Source organism: Janthinobacterium algoris (genome assembly GCF_051380935.1).
Lineage (GTDB): Bacteria > Pseudomonadota > Gammaproteobacteria > Burkholderiales > Burkholderiaceae_D > Janthinobacterium.
The window spans coordinates 242,442-266,543 of record NZ_JBNYXZ010000002.1 but is presented as its reverse complement, the minus strand read 5'-3'; the positions used below and the strand labels follow the sequence as shown (position 1 = coordinate 266,543).

Below are 24,102 nucleotides of genomic sequence, written 5' to 3'. Positions count from 1 at the left end.
CCCGCCTTTTTGCGAAGACGGGCTTTTTCTTTGAGGCGAAGGGGGCGCGTTACGCTTTGGCTTTGCTTTGCCTGATCCAGTAACCGACGCCCAGCGCCGCCAGCCACACGGGAATCAGGTAGACGGAAATGCGCAAGCCCGGCGTCAGATACATGATCACCAGGATGCCGGCCAGGAAGACCAGGCACAGGTAGTTGGTGAACGGGTAGCCCAGGCTCTGGAACAAGGTCGTCTTGCCTTCCAATTTCTTTTGCGCGCGGAAGCGCAGGTGAATCCAGCTGATCATGGCCCAGTTGATGATCAGTGCCGAGACCACCAGGCCCATCAGCACTTCGAACGCTTCGCCCGGCATGAAATAATTGACCACCACGCAGGCACCCGTGGCCAGGGCCGACACGCCCAGCGCCGCCAGCGGCACGCCACGGCGGTTCAGGTGCAGCAGGGCACGCGGCGCATTGCCTTGCTTGGCCAGGCCGAACAGCATGCGCGTGTTGCAGTACACGCCGCTGTTGTAGACGGAGAGGGCGGCCGTCAGCACCACCACGTTCAAGGCCGTGGCCACCAGGTTGCTGTCGAGCGCATGGAAGATCAGCACGAAGGGGCTGCCGCCGGTGACGACGTTTTGCCACGGGTACAGCGACAGCAAAATGCCGAGTGCGCCAATGTAAAAGATCAGGATGCGGTAGATGGCCTGGTTGGTGGCGCGCGGAATCGTCGTGCTCGGGTCGTCCGCCTCGGCCGCCGTAATGCCCACCAGTTCCAGGCCGCCGAACGAGAACATGATGACGGCCATGGCCATCACCAGGCCCTGCCAGCCATTCGGAAAGAAGCCGCCGTGCTGCCACAGGTTGGCCACCGACGCCTGCGGGCCCGCCTCGCCGGAGGCGAGCAGGTAGGCGCCGAAGACGATCATGCCGATGATGGCGACCACCTTGATGAGGGCGAACCAGAATTCCATTTCGCCAAACGCTTTGACATTCAACAAACTGATGGCGTTGATGGCGCAAAAGAAGATGAGCGCCGAAACCCAGGTGGGCACGCCCGGCCACCAGTACTGCACGTAGATGCCGACGGCCGTCAGCTCGGCCATGCTGACCAGCACATACAGTACCCAGTAATTCCAGCCCGACAGAAAGCCGGGCAGGTGGCCACAGTATTTATCGGCGAAGTAGCTGAAGGAGCCGGCGACGGGTTCGTCGACCACCATCTCGCCCAGCTGGCGCATGATCAGAAAGGCGATGACGCCGGCGATGCCATAGCCCAGCAGGACCGAGGGGCCGGCCATCTTGATGGTTTGCGCGATGCCCAGAAACAGGCCGGTGCCGATGGCGCCGCCCAGGGCGATGAGCTGGATGTGGCGGCTTTTCAGGCCGCGCTTGAGCTCTTGTGGTTCGGTATTCCCGACTGCCGTCATATGTTTTATCCTGTTTTTACGGGGCTGAGGTCGCTGATTCTAAAGCATGCACGCGCAAAGCAGGAGCGAAATGCATGTTGCACTGCGGGGGCGCAAGAAAAGCCTTGCATCTTCGCCCAACGGCGCGCTAAACCTCTGCCGCCCGCCACGGCGGCACGGTATCATGATGGCAAATTTCAAGGAGCGTGTATGAATCTTGCGCAGCGCAGCCGTTTGCAGGGCATCAGCCTGGGCTTGTTGGCCGGCTATGTCGATACTTTGGGCTTTGTCGCCTTGTTTGGCCTGTTTACGGCCCATGTGACGGGCAACTTCGTGCTGATTGGCGCGGCGCTGGCCAACGCGACGCATGCCTCGATCGCCCTCAAGCTGCTGGCGTTCCCTGCGTTTATTCTGGGCGTGGCGGCGGTACGGCTCTTGAGCGTGGCGGCCGAACGCCGCGGCGGACCGGCGCTGCGCCTGGCGCTGCTGCTGGAGCTGGCGCTGCTGCTCGGTTTCATGGTGTTTGGCGTGCTGGCCGAACCGCTGGGGCCCGAGCCAGGCGCGCTGGCCATGACGGCCGGCCTGTTCGGCGCGGCGGCCATGGGCACGCATAGCGGCATCAGCCGCCTGCTGCTGGCGCACCTGGCGCCCACGTCCATGATGACGGGCAATGTGACACAATTGGTGATCGACACGGTCGACGTGCTGCGCGGCGCGGCCGACGGCGCCACGCGCGAGCGCTGCGTCAAATTCTTCTGGCCCCTGCTGGGTTTTGCCGGGGGCGCCATCCTGGCCGCGTTTGCCTACCTGGCCGTGGGCTTTGCCTCGCTGGCCGTGCCGCTGGCCATTTTGCTGGTGCTGATCGCGCTGGAGCCGGCGCGCCTGGCGGCCTAGTCCTGCGTACTCTGGCGCGCCGCGACGATGGCCGGTTCGTACACGGCCAGAAACTCCGGCGGCAGGCGGCGCGCGCGGCCGCTGCTCAATTCGATGCAGATCAAGTCCCAGCGTCCGCGCACGACAGTGGCGCCGTCGCTGTCGCGGATCAGCTGGAAGCGCCTTTCCATGCTGGAGCGGCCGTCGCTGGCGCACAGCCAGGTGGCCAGGGTCAGCGCTTCGCCGGCCCTGGTGGGCAGCAGATAATCGTATTCGCCGCGGCGGATCGCCATGGCCCGGTCCAGGCGCCGGTAATCGTCCAGGTCCAGCCCCAGGGTGGCCGAGTGGTGCCAGGCGATATGCTCGCACCAGCGCACGTAGACGGCGTTATTAGTGTGCTGCAGGCCGTCGATGTCGGCCGCTTCGGGCGTGAGGGGCAGGGTGTGGGCGTGCGGGTAATCCCAGTTCAAGAGCGATCCTTTCAATGCGGTGGCCGCTGATTGTACGTTCTTGCCGTGTTTCCTGTCTGCGGCGCACACGGGGAGAACACTGTTTTTCATGTTGATGTATGATGCATCATAATTCCCGACTCTCAAAAAATACATATGAGCCACTCCCTGGACAGCCTGGTGCACGTCAACCTGGGCAAATCCGTGTATGCCATGCTGCGCGAAGCGCTGGCGGCGGGGCGCTTCCAGCCAAACGACCGGCTGCGCATCCGCGAGCTGGCGCTGCAGCTGGGCACCAGCGTCACGCCCGTGCGCGACGCCATGCTGCAGCTGGTGCAGGAAGAGGCGCTGGTGCTGCGTTCGCCGCGCGACTTCCGCGTGCCCGTGCTGAGCGTGGCGCGCTACCTGGAAATCCGCGCGCTGCGCCTGGAACTGGAAGGCCTGGGCGCGTTTGAAGCGGCGCAGCGCATCGACGACGCCACCTTGGCCGATCTGGAACGCCTGTTGCAAGCGAATGAAGACGCCATCGCGCGGCACGACCTGGCAGCGGCCCTGCAATGCAACCAGGCGTTTCACCTGGGGCTGGCGCAGGCGGCCGGTATGCCGACCTTGAAACGCTTCGTCGACCACCTGTGGATGCAGACGGCGCCCCTGATCGCCGCCGGCTACGCCAGCTTTTCGCCCGACATGCGGGTCGGCCACCATCACGCCATCATCAGCGCGTTGCGCCAGCGCGACAGCGCGGCCGCGCGGCGCGCCATCGAACAGGACATTCTCGACGGCGGGACGCAGATGCTGGCCTATGTCATGCGCCAGGAGCGCATCCACGCTGCAGGTATTGCAGAACAAAACGCAGAACAAAACGCAGAACAGGACAAGGAAGAACATGACTGAACAGAAAACCGCCATCGTCACGGGCGCCAGCCGCGGCATCGGCCACGCCGTGGCCGAACGCTTCCGCAGCCTGGGCTGGCGCGTCATCACCGTCTCGCGCAGCCCGATTCCCGGCGGCTGTCCGCGCAGCCAGGAGCACAACACGCATGTGTGCATGGATTTGTCGGACCTGAGCCAGATCGGGCAGATGGTCGAGACGCTACGCCCCATGCTGGGCGACTCGAAACTGCATGCGCTGGTCAACAATGCGGGCGTGTCGCCGAAGGGGCCGGGCGGTTCGCGCGTCAATTCGCTGACCACCGACATGCAGACCTGGCAGGAAATGTACAACACGAATTTCTTTGCGCCGCTGGCGCTGACGCGCGGCTTTGCGCAGGAATTGTCGAACGCACATGGCGCCGTCGTGAACCTGTGCTCGATCGCCGGCTACCGCGTGCACCCGTTTGCCGGCTCGGCCTACGCCAGTTCAAAGGCGGCCCTGGCGTCGCTGACGCGCGAAATGGCCAACGACATGGCACCGCTGAACGTGCGCGTCAACGCGATTGCACCGGGCGAAATCGATACGGCCATCCTGTCGCCTGGCACCTCGCACATCGTCGACACGCAAATCCCGCTGCGCCGCCTGGGCACGACGGCCGAAGTGGCCGATCTGGTGGAATTCCTCTGCAGCGAGCGCGCCTCGTACATCACGGGCGCGGAAATTCCCATCGACGGTGGCCAGCGCATTTAAGAAAAATCATGACCCAGCATATCGGCATCGTCTGCTGTTCGGCCGACGGGCAGCCCTGTGCTACCGCACGATTTGCGAAGAGGGCGCGCATGCGCTGGGAGCGTATGAACACCCGCAAGTCACGCTGCACACGCCGCCACTGGCGCGCCATGTGGAGTGCCTGAAGGCGGGCGACCTGGCCGGCGTGGCCGAACTGATGCTGGCGTCGGCGCACAAGCTGGCTGCGGCCGGCGCCGATTTCCTGATCTGCCCCGACAACACCATTCACCAGGCCTTCGAGCTGATGGCGCCCCGTGCGCCGCTGCCCTGGCTGCATATCGCCGACGTGGTGGCCGGCGAAGCGGCCGAGCGCGGTTGTCGGCGCGTGGGTTTGACGGGCACGTGCTGGCTGGTCGACAGTGCCGTGTATCCGCGCAGCGAGATCAACCGCATCCTCATGGAGGCGCTGGTGCAGGGCGTGGTCAGGCCGGACAGCGTGGCGCGCTTCCAGGCCATCATCGGCGGCTTGCAAGAGCAGGGCTGCGACGCGGCCTTGCGCCGGGCGCTGGCCGCCTGATTATTTGTCCCGCTGGGTGTCCAGCTGCGCCTGCAGCGCGGCCACCACCAGCGCGTGGTCGTCGGCCTGCGCCAGGCCGGAAACGGTGACCGTGCCGACCAGTCCCACGCCGCGTATCAGCAGGGGGAACGCGCCGCCATGGCCCGCGTACTCGATGTCATCGAGATATTTCACGTCTTCGAAGGTGCTGCCGCGGCTTTTATGAGAAATGCCCATGTAGTAAGAACTGCGGCAAAAGCGCTGCACCGTATTGTTCTTGCGACGTATCCAGTCCGCCTGGTCCGCCGTGGCGCCCGTCATGGCGTGATGAAACAGCACCTGGCCATTGCGCGTGATGTTGACGGTGACGGCCTTGCCCCGCTTGCGCACTTCTTCGACGATCCACAGGCCCACGGCCAGCGCCGTCTCGTTGTCGAAGCGTTCGAACTGCAGGGATTCTTCCTGTTGCGCGAGGGTGTGCAGCAAATCGGCGTAATGATCCATCGTCAGGGAGTCAAGTAGTGGCTGGAAGCGCTACTGTAGCGCAGCATGGGGGTGCCGCGCGCGCTTTTTCCATAGCGCGGCTAAAATAGGCGGCATGAACCTGTCCCTGTTTGCCGATGAAGAAGACCAAGCCCCGGCCGCTCCCGCGCCGCTGATGGCCGGCTCGTCCGCGTCGGTCCTGCTGCGCGGTTTTGCGCTGCCGTATCTGGACGAGGTGCTGCCGGCATTGGACGCCATCGTGCTGGCGGCGCCCTTGCGCCACATGGCCACGCCGGGCGGCTTGCGCATGTCCGTTGCCATGAGCAATTGCGGTACTCTGGGCTGGGTCACGGATGGACGCGGCTACCGCTATGCGCGGCTCGATCCTGCCAGCGGCCGTCCCTGGCCGGCGATGCCGCCCGTGTTTCTGCGCCTGGCGCAGCAGGCGGCGCTGGCGGCCGGCTATCCGGGCTTCACGCCCGACGCCTGCCTGGTCAACCGCTATGCGCCCGGAGCGCGCATGGCGCTGCACCAGGACCGCGATGAATGCGATTTCAATGCGCCCATCGTCTCGGTCTCGCTGGGTTTGCCCGCCACCTTCCTGTTCGGCGGGGCGGAGCGGGCCGACAAGGCGGCGCGCATCGTCCTGTTGCATGGCGACGTGGTGGCATGGGGCGGCGCCGACCGCCTGCGCTTCCACGGCGTGGCGCCCCTGAAAGAGGGCGAACACGCGGTGCTGGGCGCGCAGCGCATTAATCTGACGTTTCGCAAGGCCAGTTGATCCGTCAATATGCATCAATAATGCAAGACACTTGCAAATGTGATTGTTTTTCTTCATGATATGCAACTTGTTTGCATATGGAGCCATGACCATGAAACGCGATTCTCTTTCCACGCCCCTGCCCGACGTGGCGGCCGGCCCCCATCTGGGCAGCCCCATGCCGCTGGACTGGGTCGGCATGCAGGGCATCGCCTTGCCCTTGTGGCTGGAAGAGGGTGGGCAGGCGCAGCAGGTCCATGCCTGGGCCGACGTGCAGGTGGACTTGCCCGCGCCGCACGTCAAGGGCATCCATATGTCGCGTTTGTATCTGCTGCTCGATGCGTTTGCCGCCGCGCAGCCGCTCGATGCGGGCGCGCTGGCGGCCGTGCTGCGGCGCATGGTGGACAGCCACGCCGATTGCGGCAGCACGCAGGCGCGCCTGACGCTGGCATTTCCCGTGCTGCGGCGCCAGCCGGCGCTGCTGACGGCGGGGCTGTCTGGCTGGAAGTCGTATCCCGTGCGTCTGCGGGCGAGTGTTTCTCCGCAGGGCTTTGCCCTGTCCCTGACGGTAGAAATCGGCTATTCGTCGACCTGTCCGTGCTCGGCGGCGCTGGCGCGGCAATTGCTCGCCGACGCCTTTGCGGCGCAATTTGGCGAGGGCAGCATCGACGGTGGTGTCGCCGGCGCCTGGCTGCGGGAACACGCCAGCCTGGCCACGCCGCACAGCCAGCGCAGCACGGCGACGGTCAGCGTGTCATTGACGGAGCAGGCGGAACTGGATCTGTTTCCCCTGATCGACCTGGTGGAGGCCGCGCTGGCGACGCCCTTGCAAACGGCCGTGAAGCGGGCCGACGAGCAGGCGTTCGCGCGATTGAATGGTGCTAACCTGATGTATGTGGAAGACGCGGCCCGCCGCGTGCAGGCGGCGCTGGCGCCACTGGCGTCACTGGCGTCACATTATGCGCAGGCGCGTGTTACCGTACGGCATATGGAAAGCTTGCATGCGCACGATGCCGTGGCGCAGGCGGGCCAGCTTGCCTGAGTTTTGCACTCAACCACCGTGGAGGAAGACAGCATGCCGGAGAACATCGCGCAGGAGCCTGGCGAAGGCAGCCTGGAAGAGGAAGTGGAACGCGAACGGCGCGAACATGCGCTGATCGACGAGGAAAAGCTGGGCATGGACGAGCTGGAAGAAGAGCATTGGAAGCGGGAGCGCCAGCCGGGCGCGCCGGCAGGGCGCTAGCGTCAAGGCGCCGAGTCTAGGTGCTGTATCAGCGCTGGCATCGCGTCGCGCTGCCCGGTACAATTTCGCTTTGTCCTACTCCCCCAGCCCCGGAGGCCCATGAAATATCGCGCATTCTTCCCGTTCATCCTCGGCTTGACAGGCGCCGTCCTGACTGCCTCGCAAGCCCAGGCCGCCACCATCTGCACCGCCATGGCTGACGCCAAAACGGGCGCCGTCTTGCTGCAAGAGGGTAATTGCATCGACCGCGTCACCCCCGCATCGACGTTCAAGATCGCGCTCAGCCTGATGGGCTACGACGCCGGTTTCCTCAAGGATGAGCACAAACCGACCCTGCCATATCGCCAGGGTTATGTGGACTGGGGCGGCGAAGCCTGGCGCCAGGATACGGACCCGTCGCGCTGGATGCAGTATTCCGTCGTTTGGTATTCGCAGCAGATCACGCAGGCGCTGGGCGCAGAGCGCTTCCAGAAATACGCCAAGGCTTTGCGCTATGGCAATGCGGACGTCTCGGGCGACCCGGGCAAGGACAATAGCCTGGCGCGCTCGTGGATCAGTTCTTCGCTGAAAATTTCCCCGCTGGAACAACTGGGCTTCTTGCGCAAACTGGTCAATTATCAGCTGCCCGTGAGTAAGCAGGCAATGCAGGAAACGCACCGCTTGACGCGCCTGGCGGACGTGGATGGCTGGCAAGTGCATGGCAAGACGGGCGCGGCCTTCCCACGCAAGGCCGACGCCAGCTTTGACGAAGCGCATGGCTATGGCTGGTTCGTGGGCTGGGCTAGCAAGGGCGAGCGCAGCATCGTGTTTGCGCGCCTGGTGCAGGACGAGCAGAAGGGCCTGCCATCGGCGGGCTTGCGCACGCGCGACGCCTTGCTGAAAGAATTGCCGGCCCTGCTGGAGCAGGCGCAGAAGTGACGGCCAGCATCGTCGCCGCCACCTTCATCGCTTCCGAGGGAGAGTACCTGGAAGCCGTCATCGAGGTGGGCGGCCAGCGCCTGCACGTGATGGACGAGTTCGGCGGCGCACAGATGGCCGCCGGCACGCAGTTCCAAGCGGGACTGTCGCCCATGCCCAGCGAGCGTGACGACTGGGACGCCATCTTCCGCGCCAACCCGGTCCGGGAAAAGCGCCTGCTGCGTCTCGACGGCTGGCGCTACCTGGCGCTGGGCGTCGTGACCCAGGTTGACCCCGTCATCTGCGACTGCGGCTTGCTGCAAGTGGAAAACCCGTTTACGACCCATGACGTGCGTTGCGTGGGGGCGTATGTCGGTGTCACGCTGGCGCGCCTCGATGCTTGCCTGGCGTAAAATCCGGCCCGCTTTGTTGCCCGCCCTATATACTTGCTGAAACGGATCATCCGGCATCAGACAAGGTTACAAGCATGGCATCAGGCATGGAGCAGTTTCAGGAAAAAACACGACAGGCGCTGTCACGGGCGCGCACGCTGGTCGTTCGCGTAGCGGGCGTGGCGTGGGCAAAGGCGGTGGCGCTGTACCGGCGCGGCCACGCTCACTTGATGAGCTTGCCGCCCGTGCGGCGCGCTCTGGTGCTGGGCCTGTGGTCGTTCCTGGCCGTGCTGGCGCTGCTGACTTTATACATGCTGCTGCTGATCCCCTTGACGCCCAGCATCCACGACTTGCGCCAGGCGCGCGCGGCCGCACCGAGCACCATCGTCAGCGCCGATGGCAAGGAACTGGCCCGCTTCGACCAGGGCTTGCAGGAACGGGTCTCGTTAAAGCAGATTTCGCCGAACGTGATCAGCGCCTTGATCTCGACGGAAGACCACCGTTTCTACGAACACCACGGCATCGACTTCACGCGTACGGCTGGTGCCATCTTGCATACTGCGGGTGGCAACCCCCAGGGCGGTTCCACCATCACGCAGCAACTGGCGCGCAATATGTTCCCAGAGGAGATAGGCCGCTCGCGTAACCTGAACCGCAAGCTGAAGGAGTTGATCACGGCCCTGAAGATCGAGGCCACCTACAGCAAGACGGAAATCCTGGAAGCCTACCTGAATACCGTGCCTTTCCTGTACAACACCTACGGCATCGAAATGGCGGCCCGTACCTACTTCGATAAACCCGCCTCGCGCCTCGATATCCTGGAAAGCGCCACCCTGGTCGGCATGCTCAAAGGCACGAATTACTACAACCCCGTCGGCAACCCGGAACGCTCGCTACAGCGGCGCAACGTGGTACTGGGCCAGATGCGCAAGCATGACGTCATCGACGAGGCGCGCTATAAGCAGTTGATCAAGCGTCCGCTGCGCCTGCATTTCGAGCGCCAGAGCGAACGCGCGCAGTCGGACAGCCATTTCACGGCTTATGTGCGCAAGTGGCTGATCGACTGGGCCGACGAGAACGATTACAACCTGGAACTGGACGCCCTGGTGGTGCACACCACGCTCGACCACGATTTGCAGCAGGCGGCCGAGCGGGCCGTCGAGCGCCAAGCCAACGCCTTGCAGGCGATCGCTGATGTGGAATGGAGCCGCGCCGGCGTGCCGTCGTCCACCTCGACGGGCATGTATGCGGGCATGCAGGGCGGCAGCGTGCCGTTCGATTATTTCTGGAAGTCGCATCCAGCCCTGCTGGACGCCTTCGTGCGCGAGTCGGGCGACTACCGCAAGCTGACGGCCGCCGGCGGCACGCCGGACGACGCGCTGGCGCAACTGAAGGGCGACCGCGCCTTCATGGCGGCCCTGCGCAAGTCGAAGACGCGCCTGGAAGCTGGCTTTGCGGCCATGGACCCGGCCACGGGCGCCGTGCGTGCCTGGGTGGGCAGCCGCGACTTTGCGCGCGAACAGTTCGACCATGTATCGCAGGCGGCGCGCCAGCCCGGCTCCACCTTCAAGCCCATCGTGTATGGCGCGGCGCTGGAAAAGGGCCTCAGCCCTGAACACGTCTACCGCGATGAAGTGATGGATATCAAGGCGGCCGACGGCACCAAATGGCGTCCGACGGACATGAGCGGCACCACGGGACGCGACATGACCATGCGCGATGGCCTCGTGTACTCGAAAAACACCATCACGGCGCAAGTGATGCAAGACGTGGGCTTGCCGACTATCATCAAGCTGGCGCGTGCGTTGGGCATCCGCGACAGCAAACTGGAAAAAGTGCCGTCGCTGGCGTTGGGCACCAGTCCCGTTACCTTGCTGGAAATGGTCAACGCCTATGCCAGCATCGCGGCCCAGGGCGAGGCGCGCCTGCCATTCGTCGTCACGCACATCACCGACCGCGAAGGCAAGGTCATCGCCCGTTTCGGCGAAGACAAGCCTCAGCGCGCCATGCAGGCGGCATCGGCTGCCACCCTGACCGACATGATGCGCGGCGTGATCGACCGTGGCACGGGCACGGCCATCCGCAGCCGCTTCGGCATCCGCTCCGACGTGGCCGGCAAGAGCGGCACCACGCAAAACAATGCGGACGGCTGGTTTATTTTGATGCACCCGGAACTGGTGGGCGGCGCCTGGGTGGGCTTCAACGACGCGCGCGTCACCATGCGCAGCAATTACTGGGGCCAGGGCGGCCACAACGCCGTGCTGGTGGTGGGCGACTTCTTCAAGACGGCGCTGGATACGGGCAAGTTGTCGCGCGACGCCATCTTCCCCGGCGGCAAGCCGCCACCGCCGGTGCGCCACGTCGAACCGGTCGAGGAACCACAGGACGAACCGGTGGAAGAGCCGGGAAATATGCTGCAGGAAGGCGCGCCGCCGGCGCCGCTGGCCGTGCCGGCCGAAGGCGACGGCGGGCAGGAGTCGCATGGCAAGGCGGTGTCGGAGCCGGCTCCCGCACTGCCGCCGACGCCGGTGCCGCAAGGATAAGCCCTCCATAGCGAATTCAACCATTGCAAAGAATAATCATGACCTCACCGAAGCCCACACTGCGCCTGATACTCGGCGACCAGCTCAATGTCCAGCACCGCTGGTTCACCGAAGTCGATGACGCCACCATCTATGTCTTGATGGAAGTGCGGCAAGAAACCGATTATGTGCTGCATCATGCGCAGAAAATCCTGGCAATCTTCGCCGCCATGCGCGAGTTGGCACGCCAGTTGCGCCAGCTCGGCCACACCGTGCATTACATCGCCATCGACGACGTGGAAAGCACGCGCTCGATACCGGAGAATATCGAAGCGCTGCTTGTCCGTTATGACGCCGGCGCCTTCGAGTACCAGGCACCCGACGAGTGGCGCCTGGATCAGCAGCTTTATCAGGCTAGTCGACGCTCGGCCATCCCCTGGCTGATGGTCGACAGCGACCATTTTTATACGGCCCGCAACGAGGCCGCCGATATTTTCGCCGGACGCAAGCAATGGCTGATGGAGTTTTTCTACCGGCAGATGCGCAGCACGCATCAGGTGCTGATGGAAGACGCGAAAAAGCCCGTGGGCGGCCAATGGAACTTCGATCACGATAACCGCAAGCCTTGGCGCGGCACGCCCGCCGAGCCGCAAGACCCGCGCACCCTGCACGATCATGGGAAATTATGGGAATCCATCGTCGCTGCCGGCGTGAAAAGCTTCGGCGCGCCCCAAGCCGAGCGGTTGCCTTGGGCGCTGAACCGGGATGAGGCGCTGCAGCAACTCGATGCCTTCATCGAGCGGGCCTTGCCGCACTTTGGCGATTTCCAGGATGCGATGAGCAGCAAGGCATGGCGCTTGTTTCATTCCCTGCTGTCGTTTGCGCTGAACGTGAAAATGCTCAACCCGCGCGAAGTCGTCACCAGGGCGCAGGCGGCGTATCACGCCGGCCATGCTCCCTTGGCCGCGGTCGAGGGTTTCATTCGCCAGATACTGGGCTGGCGCGAATATGTGCGCGGTGTTTACTGGGTCCATATGCCGGGCTATGCCGAGAAGAATTTCTTTGGCCACACGCGCCCGCTGCCTTCATGGTTCTGGGACGGCAAGACGAAGATGCATTGCCTGTCGCAGGCGATCACCCAGTCGCTGGAACAGGCGCACGCGCATCACATCCAGCGCCTGATGGTGATCGGCAATTTCGCACTGTTGGCCGGCCTGGATCCTGCCAGGGTGCATGGCTGGTACCTCGGCATCTATATCGATGCCTTCGAATGGGTGGAGCTGCCCAACACCGTCGGCATGAGCCAGTTCGCCGACGGCGGCCTGCTGGCCACCAAGCCCTATGTTTCCAGCGCAGCGTATATCGACCGCATGGGCGATTATTGCAAAGGCTGCCATTACGACAAGAAAGCGCGCATCGGCGAGCGTGCCTGCCCCTTCAATGCCCTGTACTGGGATTTTTTCCATCGCAACGCGGACACACTGGAACGCAATCCCCGCATCGGCATGGCATACCGCCAGTTGGAGAAAATGGACGCGGCGGCGATCGCGGATTTCCGGCAGCAGGCGGCCACGATGCTGGCCAGGCTCGACTCCCTGTGACTCAGGGCAATCTGGCCCGGCACGCGTTTAGAGGGTATTGCGCCGCAAGCCCGCTTCCCGCACGAACACTTGCAGCGCGGGCATGGTTTGCCGGTGCAGCGTTTTCAATTCCGCTTGCAGCTTGGGCGTGATGGCCAGGCTGCCGTCCGCTTGCTGGCGCACGGGCAGGCCTAGCGCTTGCGCCATTTCCACCGGGTAGTTCGTGAAGTCGCCGTACGGGCGCTTGCCGTCGACGGACGGGGCGGGCCAGTAGCCTTCGGCCAAATAGTCTTCCGCGCCCATGGCCAGCATTTCCTGCGGCATCCATGATTGTTGCCGCAGCAGTGACACATGCCGGGCAGTCAAGGTGAAGGGCGCCTTGCCGTTGGCATAGCTGCCCGGTTTCAGGTCGGCCATCTGCACGAAGTGGGGCAGCATTTGCGACGCTTCCATCAGGCGTTGCGCGGCCAGCGCCGCATCCTTGCTGGCGATGACTTGCATGGACAGTGCCAGGGTATCGCCCTGGCCCAGCGGGTACGCCGGATTGAGCATGGGCGCGCCGCTTTCCACGGGCGACCAGCCGATGTTGAAACGTCGTATCAGCGCCAGGTGCTGCACATGGAGCACCTTGGGCAGCGGCGCGTCGAGGGTGGCCAGGATGCGCTGGCGCACGGCATGGGGCAGGCCGCCGTCGGCCGCGCGCGCGAGCACGGGCGAGCACAGCAGGGCGCCGGCGAGGCGCAGCAACTGGCGCCGCATGGGTTGGATCCGGCGCGAGATCATGGCGTCGTCAAGTCTTGACGCTGGAATTCGATGCGGTTTTCCTGGTAGTCCCACTTGGTGTAGGGCCCGAACACGCGTCGGTTTTCCTTGCTGTCGGCATTCGATTGCTCGCGCTTCATGCGCCGCACGAGGGCGGTGTCGACAAGTGGCGCCGTCGTTGCGCTGAACACTTCGTGCCGTACACTCTGCTTGGCGTCGGCGCCGCGCGAAATGATGGTGAGCTTGTGTGAAATGGGATCGAAGTAGAGGCGCATGGCGAAGGTGTTCATATCTTGCAGATACAGGCCGTCATCGCGCCACTGGGCATAGAAATAGTCGCCGCAGACGGCCTTCGGCTCGCGTTTCCATTCGCAGGCGAGCAGGATCAACAGGTGATGCTCATCGAGCTGCTTGATTGAAACACGGGCCTTGGAATAGCCCCAGGTGCTGGGCGGCACGGTCGTCGACGAGAGCAGATTGTACTCGCCCATCAGCTTGGGCATGGGCGCTTGCGCGGCGGCGCCGGCGCAAACGGTGAAGGCGGCCGCCGCAAGGGCGCCGTGTATCCAGGAAAAGGGTGTCATGATGGCGCCATAAAAAAAGTTGCCATATTATAAGTGACAACTTTCTTTGGGGAACGCGCGATTGCACGCGTCCGAGCGCGTTACTTCAGCTTGCTCAACTCCGCTATGTCGATCTTGACGACTTTGTCGCCCACGGCGGCCACCAGCGCCTTGAAGTGGGGCGTCGTGTCATGCGCCGTCAGCGCGGCCTTGTCGGTCCATTCTTCCAGCATGATGAAGCGGGTGGGGATTTTGTTGTCCAGGTGCAGCTCGTAGCGCAGGCAGCCGCTTTCGGTGCGGCTGGGCGGTACGACGGCTTCCAGGGCGGCGCGCACGGCGTCGATATGGTCAGCTTGGGCATCGATGGTGGCGACGACGATCAGGGTCATGGTGGTCCTTGTAAAGTGGTGGGGCGGGTGCAGCTTAGCGCATCCTGGACTTTCGTGCCCGCCCTGTCCAGTCTGGTTGCGCCGAAACAGTTTCCGCCGCAGCCAGAGAATCAAGCTAAACCTACGCCGCCTGCAGCGCCCCGATCTGCTCGAAGGCGCCCGTCAATGCCTGCGCCCTGGCTGCGTCGCTGACCTTGACGCCTTCGGCGCGCACGATGTCGAGCTGGGTGATGCCGAGGAAACCGAGAAAGGCGCGCAGATGGCTTTCCTGGTGTTCCAGGCTGGCCATCGGCGTGTCGACGCCGTAATAGCCGCCGCGCGTCGAAGCGATGATCACGCGCGTGGCTCCCAACAAGCCTTCAGGTCCGTTGGCGCCGTACTGGAACGTCTTGCCGGGCACGGCCAGTGCATCGAGCCACGATTTGAGCTGGCTGGGGATGGCGAAATTGTACATGGGCGCGCCGATGACGATGACGTCGGCGGCCAGCACTTGCTCCAGTGCGCCGGCCAGCGCTACGCCGTCGGCATCGCTGGGGGCGGCAGTGAATTGCGGCAACGGTTGCGCGGCCAGGTCGCGGTAGTGGACGCTGGCGCCAGGCGCGGCCGCTTGCAGGCGGGCGACGATGGCGGCGGACAGTTGACGGCTGACGGAATGCTCGCCGAGGACGCTGGAATCGATATGCAGGATGTTCATGGTAGCCTTCTTGGATGGTATGATCGGGTGGTATTCTTTTGTAACCGAGGTAAATATAGTGACTATCAAATGAACGCACAAGAAGGCACTTTTTCCACACTGGGGCACATGGATGTGACTATTGGCGACGCTGCTGCGCAGGGGGCTGCGCTGGAGCAGCGCATGCGCGACGAGGGCGGCCATGCCGGCGTGGCGGACTCGTGCCGGCCGATCACGGATATCCTCACGCGCGTGGGCGACAAATGGAGCGTAATGGTGGTGATGTTGCTGGGCAATGGCACCAAGCGTTTCAACGAGATGCGCCGCCTGATCGGCGGCATTTCCCAGCGCATGCTGACCTTGACCTTGCGCGGTCTGGAGCGCGATGGGCTGGTGACGCGCACCGTATTCCCCACCGTGCCGCCGCGCGTCGACTACGCCTTGACGGACCTGGGCCGCTCGCTGTTGATCCCCATCAGCGCGCTGGGCGCCTGGGCTTACGGTCACCGCGACGCCATCGATGCGGCGCGGCTGGCGTTTGATGCCAAGGCCGATGCGGGCACAGCGCCAGGCAGCTAGGCCAGCTCAGTTAGGCCAACTGAATCACGGCCAGCATGTCATTGCCATCGGCATCCATGCCTTTTTCCACGAATCCCATGCTGGCATAGAATTTTTTCGCATTGGCATTGCCGGGCTTGTAGCAAATTTCGATGCTGCGCGCGTCCGGGCGGGCACGGATTTCCGCCAGCGCCAGGGCGAGGGCAACCCTGCCATGACCTTGTCCCTGGCGCCGGTGATCGATCATGAAGCGCCAGATCTGGTAGTGACCGGGCGGATCGTCGTCGTCGGGCGAGACGAACATCAGGAAACCGATCACCTCCTCATCGCCATACACGGCGCGCGTATGCATGGTGGTGGGGTAAAAGCTGGCCTCCGCAATGGAATAGTCGTTGCTGGCCAGATAGTCGCGCTGCTGGGGCAGCAGCGGCAGTTCGCTGATGATGTCAAAATTGTCGGCCGTGACGGGGCGCAGGCTGATGGGCATGTTCGAAGGTATTAACAGGCAGGACTTGGCACTATGCGTAAAAATTATTCAATAGTCAATGCTGTTCCATCGCCCGCCTTCCGCCGCCGCATGATGCATCTGCCTGTCTAGAGTCCGGCCGCATCCTGCCGGTAGCGCGCTGGCGGCAGTTCGAACTGCTGCTTGAAAAAGCGGGTGAACGCGCTTTGCGAGGAAAAGCCCAGGCGCTCGCTGATGTCCGCTACGCTGATGTTTGTTTCGCGCAGCAGGCGGCGCGATTCGCGGCTCTTGGCGCGCAATTCCAGCGCGCGGAACGAGGTCTGCTCCTGCTGCAGCTGGCGCTGCAAGGTCCAGCGGTTCATCGCCAGGCCGTCGCATAGGGCCGGCAGCAGCGAGGCGCCGTCCGTGTCGACCTGCTGGCCGAGTAAATCGATGATGGCTTGCTCCACGCGGGCCGAAAACAGCTGCGCCCCTTGCAACTGCTGCAATTGCCCCTGGGCGTGCCGCAGCGCGTGCGGCGCCAGCATGGCGTTGAACTGGGCGAAGGGCCGGTCCAGCGCCGGCGCGTCAAACGTCAGCGTGTTGCGCGCCTGGCCAAAGGCGGCGGTGGCGCCGAAACACTCGGAAATGGCCGGCGCAAACCATGGCGCCTTGCCCTGGAAACTGGCATGGAAGGCGGTGGCAGCGCCATCGTCGTAGGCGCGCGCGACCAGCGACAGCATGCGGAAATTGGCCAGCGCCTGCATGGCGCCGCCCGCCGGGCAGAACTCGGACAGGTATTCGATTTCGACGCGCGTGCCATTCTCGCTCATCAGCATGAAATCGAATTCGCCGATCAGGCCCCGCAAGTGCAGCAGCTCGTGCAGCGCGCTGCGCAGGGTGGGGCGGTTGAAGCAGACGTGAGCGATGCCCGAGTAATGCGCGAACCAGTGCGTCACGTCGAGATCGAGAATGGCCCGGTGCTGCGGCAACTGCTGGGCGTAGGCCGTCATGCGGCGGTGCCGCTCGGCGTTGATGCGGCCGCCTGGCTCGTTCAGCTGCGCCGGCGTGATGCCCGTCCGTTGAAAGAAGTCGGCCGGGTCGTGGCCATCGGCCTGCATGGCGCGCGCGCATTGCTGCGCGATGCGGTTCGAAACCGTGCGCGTATCGGGTTTGTGCAAGGGTGTCTCCTGCTTGTTGTAGTAATTTTTCACAAATATTAGCACTTTGTAAGAGATTGTTGGTTGTTGTGCCATCTAACCAAAAATTGTTCTCGCGGGTATAAAACGCGTGCTGCGCGGTCAAGAAACTCACGCATTCTCACGCTATATTGTTTTCGGCCGGCCTTGCTGCCGCGCCTTGATACCTACAAAAACAGTCTTGGAGATAATGATGAATTGCACTTTGAAACCGATGGCCCGCGTGGTCGCCGGCTGCGTTGCCACGCTTGCCCTGGCCGCCTGCGGCAACGACACCGCCAGCGAGGAATACAAGCAGCCCGTGTTTGGCGCCACTACCTACAATCAGCTCAAGGTCGACGGCTATGCCTTCAAGGACATGAACCGCAACGGCAAGATCGATCCGTACGAAGATTGGCGCCTGTCGGCCGAGGCGCGCGCCGACGACCTGTTGTCGCGCATGAGCCTTGATGAAAAAGCGGGCCTGATGATGCATGGCACGGCGCCCACCGTGTCCGACCCTTCCGGTATCGGCCTGGGCGGCGCGTATGACTTGACGGCGCTGCAAGACCTGATCGTCAAGCAGTACGTGAATACCTTCATCACGCGCATGGCGGGCGATACGGCCAACATGGCTGCCCAGTACAACAAGGTGCAGGAACTCAGCGAGACCTCGCGCCACGGCATTCCCGTGTCCATCAGCACCGATCCGCGCCACCATTTCCAGTACACGGTGGGCGCCAGCGCCGGCACCAAGGGTTTTTCCCAGTGGCCGGAAACCCTGGGCCTGGCCGCCATCGGCGACGATGCGCTGGTGCGCCGTTTCGGTGATATCGCGCGCCAGGAATACCTGGCCGTCGGCATCACGCAAGCCCTGTCGCCGCAGGCCGACCTGGCCACCGAGCCGCGCTGGTCGCGCATCAACGGCACCTTCGGCGAAGACGCCGACCTGGCCAAGCGCATGGTGCAGCACTATATCGAGGGCTTCCAGGACGGGAATACGGGCTTGCATGACGGCAGCGTGGTAGCCGTCGTCAAGCACTGGGTCGGCTACGGCGCCACGAAAGAAGGCTTCGACGGCCACAATTACTATGGTCGTTACATGACCTACCCGGGCAACAACTTTGCCTATCATGTGAAGCCGTTCGAAGGGGCGTTCACGGCCAAGGCGGCCTCCGTCATGCCGACATACGCTCTGCCTGATGGGAACATCATCATCAATGGCATCACCCTGGAACAGGTGGCGGCCGGTTTCAGCAAGACCATGCTGACGGATCTGTTGCGCGGCAAATACGGCTTCGAGGGCGTGATCCTGTCCGACTGGGGCATCACTTCGGACTGCGACGCCAACTGCCGCAATGGCACGGCGCCCGGCGTCGCGCCTTCCTTCATCGGTTTCGGCACGCCGTGGGGCATGGAAGACGCCACCAAGGCCGAGCGTTACGTGAAGGCCGTGACGGCGGGGATGGACCAGTTTGGCGGCGTGACGGAAGCGCCATACCTGACGCAGGCCGTGCAGCGGGGGCAGTTGACGGAAGCGCGCATCAATGCGTCGGCGCGGCGCATCCTGATCCAGAAATTCAAGCAAGGCTTGTTCGAACATCCGTTTGTCGATGCGGCGAAGGCGGCGGCCACGGTGGGCAAGGCGGACTTCATCGAAGCAGGCCTGGAGGCCCAGCGCCGCTCGCTGGTCCTGCTGGAAAACAAGGACAAGGTCTTGCCGCTGGCGACCAGCATCAAAAAGGTTTATTTGTACGGCATCGATGCGGCCGTGGCGAAACAGTACGGCTACACGGTGGTCGCCACGCCACAGGAAGCGGACGTGGCCCTGCTGCGCGTGGCCGCGCCGTATGAAACCCTGCATCCGAACTACATCTTCGGCAGCATGCAGCACGAAGGCCGCCTCGATTACGTGGACGGTAATGCCGACTACGAAGCGATCAAGAACGCGGCGAAGAACGCGCCGAAGACGGTGGTGACGGTGTACCTGGACCGCCCGGCCATTCTCGGCAACGTGCAGGACAAGGCCAGCGCCATACTCGCCAACTTTGGCGTGAGCGACAGCGCGCTGTTCGATGTCTTGACGGGCAAGGCCAAGCCGCAGGGCAAGCTGCCGTTCGAACTGCCATCGTCGATGGCCGAAGTGCAGGTGCAGAAATCGGACGTGCCGTATGACACGGCCCATCCGCTGTACAAGTTCGGCTACGGGCTGGCGTACTGACAGGAGCGGGACGGGCCGCCCGGCGCGGCCTGTTCCCGCCCGATTGACAGTCTCCTGGCGCTCGCCGATACTGGCCGCTTCGTTCGCCGTTTTGTTCGCCGATTCTGCCAGGAAGGAAACCCCGATGTCCGTCACTCCGCAATTGTGCAAGACCGTGCTAGTAGCCGCGCTTGCAACCGCGCTGGCCATGCCCGCCATGGCCGCCGCCCCTGCAGCGGACGGCGCCGCATCGGCCTGGGTCGAGGCCAGCAACCGCAACGCGGCCATCGTGCTGGCGGCACAGGCGCAGTTCTCGCCCGAAAACGCTTCCGACACGGGCCTGGCGCAGTACGACGGCCTGGCCGCCGACCTGGGGCCGACCATCACGGAACGTTATGTGACGGCCATGCAGCAGGCGCGCGCGCAATTGCAGCAAAAGCTGGAACTGGAACGCGACGAGCGCATCCGCCAGGATCTGCAAATCCTGACACAGGCTGTGGACCAGGAAATCGCCGGCGCCCGGCTGGACGCCAAATACACCTTGCCGTGGGTCGATGTGCCGCAAATGGTTTTTGGCAGCATGCAAAGCCTGCTGCAGGAACAGCGCCCGGCCGCGCGCCGCGCCAAGGCGCTGGAACGCCTGCAGCGCTATGTGGGCCAGTTCCCCGGCAGCATGCCGATCACGACGCAGGCCAAGGCGCGCTTCACGGAAAAGATCGGCAAGCCTGGCCTGGCGGGACCCGTGCGCCTGCAGGTGGAGCAGTCGCTGGAAAACGTGCCGACGTATATCGCCGGCATCCGCAAGCTGTTCGCCGACATGAAAATCATGGGCGCCGAACCTGCGCTGGCCGCCATGGAACAGCAGTTGAACGCGTATGCGGCGTGGGAGAAGCAAGTGGTGCTGCCCCTGTCGCGCACGGATTTCCGCATGGCGCCCGAGCTGTACGCGTTTCGCCTGAAGCAGGTGGGCATCGATATCGAACCGCGCGCGCTGGTCGAACGGGCGCAAGTGTCTTACCTGGAAACGCGCGCCGCCATGCAGGCGCTGGCGCCCGTGGTGGCGGCCAAGCTGGCGTTGAAGGGCGTCGACGGCACGGATTACCGCCAGGTGCTGCGCGCGCTGAAAGTAGACGCCATCCCGAACGAGCAGCTCGAAGCGCACTACAAGGGCGTCAATACGCAGCTGGAAGAGCGTATCCGTCAGCAGCGCGTGGTCGATATTCCCGCGCGCGCCATGACCATGCGCCTGGCGTCCGCCGCCGAATCGGCGGCCCAGCCGGCGCCGCATATGCGTCCGCCTCCGCTGATCGGCAATACGGGAGAACACGGCCAATTTGTCCTCCCCGTCAGCAATCCGGCCGCCAGCGGCAAGGGCGAAGCGTATGACGATTTCAATTTCGCGGGCGCCGCCTGGACCCTGAGCGCGCACGAGGGCCGTCCCGGCCACGAGCTGCAGTTCAGCGCCATGGTGGAGCGGGGCGTGTCGCAGGCGCGCAGCCTGTACGCGTTCAACAGCGTCAACGTGGAAGGCTGGGCGTTGTACGCGGAAGCGGAGATGATTCCCTACGAGCCGGCCGAAGGCCAGTTCATCGCGCTGCAGTTCCGCATGCTGCGCGCGGCGCGCGCCATGCTCGACCCGATGCTGAACCTGGGGCAGGTCACGCGCGAAGAGGCGGGCCGCATCCTGACGGATGAAGTGATGCTGTCGAAAGCGATGGCGCGCCAGGAGCTGGACCGCTATACCTTCAATATGCCTGGTCAGGCGGGCAGCTATTTCTATGGCTATACGCGCATCCTGCAGCTGCGCGCGGAAACGGAGCTGGCACTGGGCACGCAATTCGACCGTATGGCCTTCAACAACTTCCTGTTGGGCCAGGGTTTGCTGCCGCCTGGCCTGCTGGCCAAGGCCGTGCGCGAACACTTCATCCCCGAGCAGAGAAAAGCCAAGGGCTGACGTCGTGGCATCAAGCGCGGCGGGGAAAGGGAATTTTGCCGCTATTGTCCTCGGGCGAGTCGTATAATTACGCTCATTGTGTTGGCCACCCTGGAGTTCCACTTGCAGCTACCGATCCGTTATCCGAACATGCCGCAACTGCTGCTGAAAGCCCGCGACAGCCTGCTGCAGCATTTCCGCCCCATCCTCAATCACTTCGGCGTGACGGAGCAGCAGTGGCGCATCATGCGCGCTTTGAATGAAAGCCCGACCCTGGAACCGCGCGAGCTGTGCGAGATCTGCCAGATTTCCAGTCCCAGCATGAGCGGCATCCTGGCGCGCATGGAAGAAATCGGCTTGATCGGGCGCAGCAAGTTCGAAGGCGATCAGCGCCGCCGCAAGGTGCACCTGTCGGAAGCGGGCGCCAGCCTGCTGCTGCAGATGGGTAAGCTCATCGACTTGCAATATGCCCACCTGGAAGCGGCCTACGGCAAGCAAGTGTTCGAAGACATGCGCCGCACGCTGGAAGCCTTCATTGCCCTGGAAACCCTGCCGGTGGCGCCCGCCATCCTGCGCTAAATCCCCGTCCTCCCCCCATCTTCTCCCTGCCTGAGCATTGATCGGGCGCGTGTTTCTCAACACGCGCCGCCGCCGCTTTTGCCATGCCTGTTCCGCGCATTGCCGCATTCTGCCGGGATTAAGCCCGTGCGCCTGCCAGTTTTGCTATAAGAGTACGCCTTACAGTCAATTACTTACATGTGAGTAAATAAGCGTATAATTTGCGGCACTTGATTCAGATCAAGAAGAACAGCGGATGCCCCCTCGCTGGATGGGGCGGCAACGCGGCGCCACAGCCAGTATTGCGCCATCGCGGCGAAAATACTTATCGTACGTACAATAAAATAAAAAAGTCAGGAAAAAATGAACACTATATGCATGCGCGCTGCGGCGCTGGCCGTCTCCACGCTCATAGTCGCAAACGTTTGCGCCCAAAGCAATGTCACTATTTACGGCGTGGTCGATGCGGCGACCGCCTACGCGAGCAACCAGGGCGGCAAGTCGAACACCTACATGCGCAGCGGTAACTTATCCGCCAGCAAGATCGGTTTCCAGGGCGTGGAAGATCTGGGCGGCGACTTGAAGGCGCTGTTCTTGTTGGAAAACGGCTTTGAAAGCGATACGGGTGCGCAAAGTTCCGCCAGCTCCCTGTTCAACCGCCAGGCCTACGTGGGTTTGCAATCGACAGCCTACGGCTCCTTGACGGCCGGCCGCCAGTACACGCCGTATTACCTGCTGGTGGGTTCGCTGGCGTCGAGCAATGTCTTGACGGGCGCGACCGGCGCCCATCCTGGCGACATCGACGGACTCGACACGACCGTGCGCATCAGCAATTCCGTCACCTACAGCATGCCCGCCTGGCGCGGCTTGCAGGCCAGCGCGCAATACGGCTTTGGCGAAGCGGCCGACGGCAATGTCGTGGGCAGCAGCTTCAGCGCCGCCGTCAAGTACAGCACCTTGCCGGCTGAATTCGCGCTCGGCTATCTGAAATTGAAAAATGGCGCAAATGGCGCCGGCTGGAGCGATAACGCCTCGGCCAGCTTCGGCATCTCGGCCATCAACCGGGGCTACGCTTCGGCCGAAAGCATCGCATTCATCGCCGCCAGCGCGCGCTATACCATGGGCAAGTGGATGGTGGGTGCCAATGCCAGCAATGTGCAATACCAGGCCGGCAGCCATTCCATCTTCCGCGACACGGTCATCTTCAATACGGCCGGCCTGATCTCCAGCTACCAGCTGACGCCACAGTGGTTCCTGGCCGCCGGCTACAGCGACACTTTCGCCAGCCACGCCAACGGCGTGTCGGACCGCGCGCGCTACCGCCAGCTGTCGTTCGAACAGACGTTTGCGCTGTCGAAGCGCACCGCGATCTACCTGATCGAAGCGCGCCAACTGGCGCGCGGCCAGACCCTGGGCCAGGACGGCGCCATCGTCAAGGCCGTCGCTTCGGTCGGCGATTCGCAAAACGGCACGCCGTCGTCGAATGGCGGGCAGACGGTGGTGATGGTCGGTCTCAAGCATTCTTTCTGAACGGTTGTTGAACTCACGGGAGCTTCAATTGGACGCTACACATCACAAGGAGGGCCGCGGCCCTCTCAATCCCGGCCGCCGCATGGTGCTGGCCGGCTTGCTGTCGGCTTCGGCCGCGGCGCTGATTCCCTGGGCGCTGGCCGAACCGGTCGCCAATGCGGAGCAGGGCGCTTTTTTGGGCGTGTCGGCCATGCTGGTCGGGCGCCCGGTGCTAGACCCGGTGCTGGCCAGACGCCTGTATGACGCGCTGGTGGCGCAGGACGCCGCCTTCCCGGCGAAGGTGCGCGCGCTGCTGACCTTGATCAATGCGCAGGGCTTGCAGACGACCGGCTTGCAGGAAGCGCTCGATACGCTCGATCCCGCGCAGTCGCCGCTGGCGGCCCTGCCGCGCCAGATCGCCAGCGCCTGGTACCTGGGTATCGTCGGCACGGGCGAGGCGGCCGTCTGCGTCGCCTACGAACAGGCTTTGAGCGCGGCCGTCGTGGCCGACGTGCTGAAGCCTCCCACGTATTCCTACGGCGCTTATGGCAGCTGGGCCAGAAAACCAATTTAAGGAGCCATC

General features: G+C 63.7%; 26 protein-coding genes. 17 read left to right on the top strand and 9 right to left on the bottom strand.

Annotated features, from left to right (window positions below):
* Positions 1-49: 49 nt before the first annotated feature.
* Positions 50-1,414 (bottom strand): amino acid permease, encoded by a 1,365-nt coding sequence (locus ACQ4W7_RS04185; RefSeq protein WP_426074994.1) that lies wholly within the window; start codon positions 1,412-1,414, stop codon positions 50-52.
* A 189-nt stretch (positions 1,415-1,603) separates the two neighbouring features.
* On the opposite strand from ACQ4W7_RS04185, the gene ACQ4W7_RS04180 reads away from it, so the two are divergent.
* The gene (locus tag ACQ4W7_RS04180; RefSeq protein ID WP_436528666.1) at positions 1,604-2,287 is read left to right on the top strand and encodes a YoaK family protein; all 684 of its coding nucleotides are present in this window, start codon (positions 1,604-1,606) and stop codon (positions 2,285-2,287) included.
* Here ACQ4W7_RS04180 and ACQ4W7_RS04175 read toward each other — a convergent pair.
* Positions 2,284-2,736: an acyl-CoA thioesterase gene (locus ACQ4W7_RS04175; protein ID WP_436528664.1), complete on the bottom strand. Its 453-nt coding sequence runs from the start codon at positions 2,734-2,736 to the stop codon at positions 2,284-2,286. The two genes, ACQ4W7_RS04180 and ACQ4W7_RS04175, sit on opposite strands and share 4 nt — an antisense overlap.
* A 135-nt stretch (positions 2,737-2,871) precedes the next feature.
* Between ACQ4W7_RS04175 and ACQ4W7_RS04170 the strand changes: the two genes are divergently transcribed.
* Genes ACQ4W7_RS04170 through ACQ4W7_RS04160 form a run of 3 tightly spaced genes read left to right on the top strand, consistent with a single transcriptional unit; the run spans position 2,872 to position 4,895 of the window.
* The gene (locus tag ACQ4W7_RS04170; RefSeq protein ID WP_436528662.1) at positions 2,872-3,609 is read left to right on the top strand and encodes a GntR family transcriptional regulator; all 738 of its coding nucleotides are present in this window, start codon (positions 2,872-2,874) and stop codon (positions 3,607-3,609) included.
* A complete protein-coding gene (locus ACQ4W7_RS04165; RefSeq protein WP_426074999.1) occupies positions 3,602-4,339 on the top strand; it encodes an SDR family NAD(P)-dependent oxidoreductase in 738 nt (245 codons plus the stop codon). Before ACQ4W7_RS04170 ends, ACQ4W7_RS04165 begins: the two co-directional genes overlap by 8 nt.
* The gene (locus ACQ4W7_RS04160; RefSeq protein WP_436528660.1) at positions 4,323-4,895 is read left to right on the top strand and encodes an aspartate/glutamate racemase family protein; all 573 of its coding nucleotides are present in this window, start codon (positions 4,323-4,325) and stop codon (positions 4,893-4,895) included. The genes ACQ4W7_RS04165 and ACQ4W7_RS04160 overlap by 17 nt, the downstream gene beginning before the upstream one ends.
* On the opposite strand, the gene ACQ4W7_RS04155 is transcribed toward ACQ4W7_RS04160, so the two are convergent.
* On the bottom strand, positions 4,896-5,378 hold the full coding sequence (locus tag ACQ4W7_RS04155) for a heme-degrading domain-containing protein (protein WP_436528658.1): 483 nt from the start codon (positions 5,376-5,378) through the stop codon (positions 4,896-4,898). It abuts the gene before it with no gap.
* A 94-nt stretch (positions 5,379-5,472) separates the two neighbouring features.
* Here ACQ4W7_RS04155 and alkB point away from each other — a divergent pair, with 94 nt between their 5' ends.
* From alkB to ACQ4W7_RS04120, 7 genes are all read left to right on the top strand, one after another.
* Positions 5,473-6,138, top strand: a complete 666-nt coding sequence (gene alkB, locus ACQ4W7_RS04150) for a DNA oxidative demethylase AlkB (RefSeq protein ID WP_436528656.1) — start codon at positions 5,473-5,475, stop codon at positions 6,136-6,138.
* Between the two features lie 85 nt (positions 6,139-6,223).
* Positions 6,224-7,159, top strand: a complete 936-nt coding sequence (folE2, locus tag ACQ4W7_RS04145; protein ID WP_436528654.1) for a GTP cyclohydrolase FolE2 — start codon at positions 6,224-6,226, stop codon at positions 7,157-7,159.
* Between the two features lie 33 nt (positions 7,160-7,192).
* Positions 7,193-7,360, top strand: coding sequence for a hypothetical protein (locus tag ACQ4W7_RS04140; RefSeq protein ID WP_426075005.1), 168 nt, complete (start codon positions 7,193-7,195; stop codon positions 7,358-7,360).
* A gap of 99 nt (positions 7,361-7,459) precedes the next feature.
* Positions 7,460-8,278, top strand: a complete 819-nt coding sequence (gene blaOXA / locus ACQ4W7_RS04135; RefSeq protein WP_436528652.1) for a class D beta-lactamase — start codon at positions 7,460-7,462, stop codon at positions 8,276-8,278.
* Positions 8,275-8,670, top strand: a complete 396-nt coding sequence (locus ACQ4W7_RS04130) for a hypothetical protein (RefSeq protein ID WP_436528650.1) — start codon at positions 8,275-8,277, stop codon at positions 8,668-8,670. The genes blaOXA and ACQ4W7_RS04130 overlap by 4 nt, the downstream gene beginning before the upstream one ends.
* A gap of 74 nt (positions 8,671-8,744) precedes the next feature.
* Positions 8,745-11,192: a penicillin-binding protein 1A gene (locus tag ACQ4W7_RS04125; RefSeq protein WP_436528648.1), complete on the top strand. Its 2,448-nt coding sequence runs from the start codon at positions 8,745-8,747 to the stop codon at positions 11,190-11,192.
* Positions 11,193-11,230: 38 nt separating this feature from the next.
* The gene (locus tag ACQ4W7_RS04120; RefSeq protein ID WP_436528646.1) at positions 11,231-12,772 is read left to right on the top strand and encodes a cryptochrome/photolyase family protein; all 1,542 of its coding nucleotides are present in this window, start codon (positions 11,231-11,233) and stop codon (positions 12,770-12,772) included.
* 27 nt (positions 12,773-12,799) lie between these two features.
* Here ACQ4W7_RS04120 and ACQ4W7_RS04115 read toward each other — a convergent pair whose 3' ends face one another.
* From ACQ4W7_RS04115 to ACQ4W7_RS04100, 4 genes are all read right to left on the bottom strand, one after another.
* A complete protein-coding gene (locus tag ACQ4W7_RS04115; protein WP_436528644.1) occupies positions 12,800-13,534 on the bottom strand; it encodes a hypothetical protein in 735 nt (244 codons plus the stop codon).
* Positions 13,531-14,097, bottom strand: a complete 567-nt coding sequence (locus tag ACQ4W7_RS04110; RefSeq protein ID WP_426075012.1) for a hypothetical protein — start codon at positions 14,095-14,097, stop codon at positions 13,531-13,533. Before ACQ4W7_RS04110 ends, ACQ4W7_RS04115 begins: the two co-directional genes overlap by 4 nt.
* Before the next feature lie 80 nt (positions 14,098-14,177).
* Positions 14,178-14,465 carry a putative quinol monooxygenase gene (locus ACQ4W7_RS04105; RefSeq protein ID WP_426075013.1) on the bottom strand — a complete coding sequence of 96 codons (288 nt, stop codon included), beginning with the start codon at positions 14,463-14,465 and terminating at the stop codon, positions 14,178-14,180.
* A 121-nt stretch (positions 14,466-14,586) separates the two neighbouring features.
* On the bottom strand, positions 14,587-15,159 hold the full coding sequence (locus ACQ4W7_RS04100; protein WP_436528641.1) for an FMN-dependent NADH-azoreductase: 573 nt from the start codon (positions 15,157-15,159) through the stop codon (positions 14,587-14,589).
* A gap of 162 nt (positions 15,160-15,321) precedes the next feature.
* Between ACQ4W7_RS04100 and ACQ4W7_RS04095 the strand changes: the two genes are divergently transcribed.
* Positions 15,322-15,717: a winged helix-turn-helix transcriptional regulator gene (locus ACQ4W7_RS04095; protein ID WP_426075023.1), complete on the top strand. Its 396-nt coding sequence runs from the start codon at positions 15,322-15,324 to the stop codon at positions 15,715-15,717.
* A 10-nt stretch (positions 15,718-15,727) separates the two neighbouring features.
* Here the strand turns inward: ACQ4W7_RS04095 and ACQ4W7_RS04090 are convergent, their stop codons facing one another.
* Together ACQ4W7_RS04090 and ACQ4W7_RS04085 are read right to left on the bottom strand one after the other, a co-directional pair.
* Positions 15,728-16,183, bottom strand: a complete 456-nt coding sequence (locus ACQ4W7_RS04090) for a GNAT family N-acetyltransferase (RefSeq protein ID WP_436528639.1) — start codon at positions 16,181-16,183, stop codon at positions 15,728-15,730.
* Positions 16,184-16,290: 107 nt separating this feature from the next.
* On the bottom strand, positions 16,291-17,322 hold the full coding sequence (locus ACQ4W7_RS04085) for a helix-turn-helix transcriptional regulator (protein WP_436528637.1): 1,032 nt from the start codon (positions 17,320-17,322) through the stop codon (positions 16,291-16,293).
* 208 nt (positions 17,323-17,530) lie between these two features.
* Between ACQ4W7_RS04085 and ACQ4W7_RS04080 the strand changes: the two genes are divergently transcribed.
* The 5 genes from ACQ4W7_RS04080 to ACQ4W7_RS04060 all read left to right on the top strand — a co-directional run bounded on the left by ACQ4W7_RS04080 (position 17,531) and on the right by ACQ4W7_RS04060 (position 24,093).
* Positions 17,531-19,540: a glycoside hydrolase family 3 protein gene (locus ACQ4W7_RS04080; protein WP_436528635.1), complete on the top strand. Its 2,010-nt coding sequence runs from the start codon at positions 17,531-17,533 to the stop codon at positions 19,538-19,540.
* Between the two features lie 124 nt (positions 19,541-19,664).
* On the top strand, positions 19,665-21,473 hold the full coding sequence (locus tag ACQ4W7_RS04075; protein WP_436528633.1) for a DUF885 domain-containing protein: 1,809 nt from the start codon (positions 19,665-19,667) through the stop codon (positions 21,471-21,473).
* A 102-nt stretch (positions 21,474-21,575) separates the two neighbouring features.
* On the top strand, positions 21,576-22,031 hold the full coding sequence (gene hpaR, locus ACQ4W7_RS04070) for a homoprotocatechuate degradation operon regulator HpaR (RefSeq protein WP_226939756.1): 456 nt from the start codon (positions 21,576-21,578) through the stop codon (positions 22,029-22,031).
* Positions 22,032-22,373: 342 nt separating this feature from the next.
* Positions 22,374-23,540 (top strand): porin, encoded by a 1,167-nt coding sequence (locus tag ACQ4W7_RS04065; RefSeq protein ID WP_436528631.1) that lies wholly within the window; start codon positions 22,374-22,376, stop codon positions 23,538-23,540.
* Positions 23,541-23,568: 28 nt separating this feature from the next.
* A complete protein-coding gene (locus ACQ4W7_RS04060; RefSeq protein ID WP_436528629.1) occupies positions 23,569-24,093 on the top strand; it encodes a sugar dehydrogenase complex small subunit in 525 nt (174 codons plus the stop codon).
* The last annotated feature ends 9 nt before the right edge of the window (positions 24,094-24,102 follow it).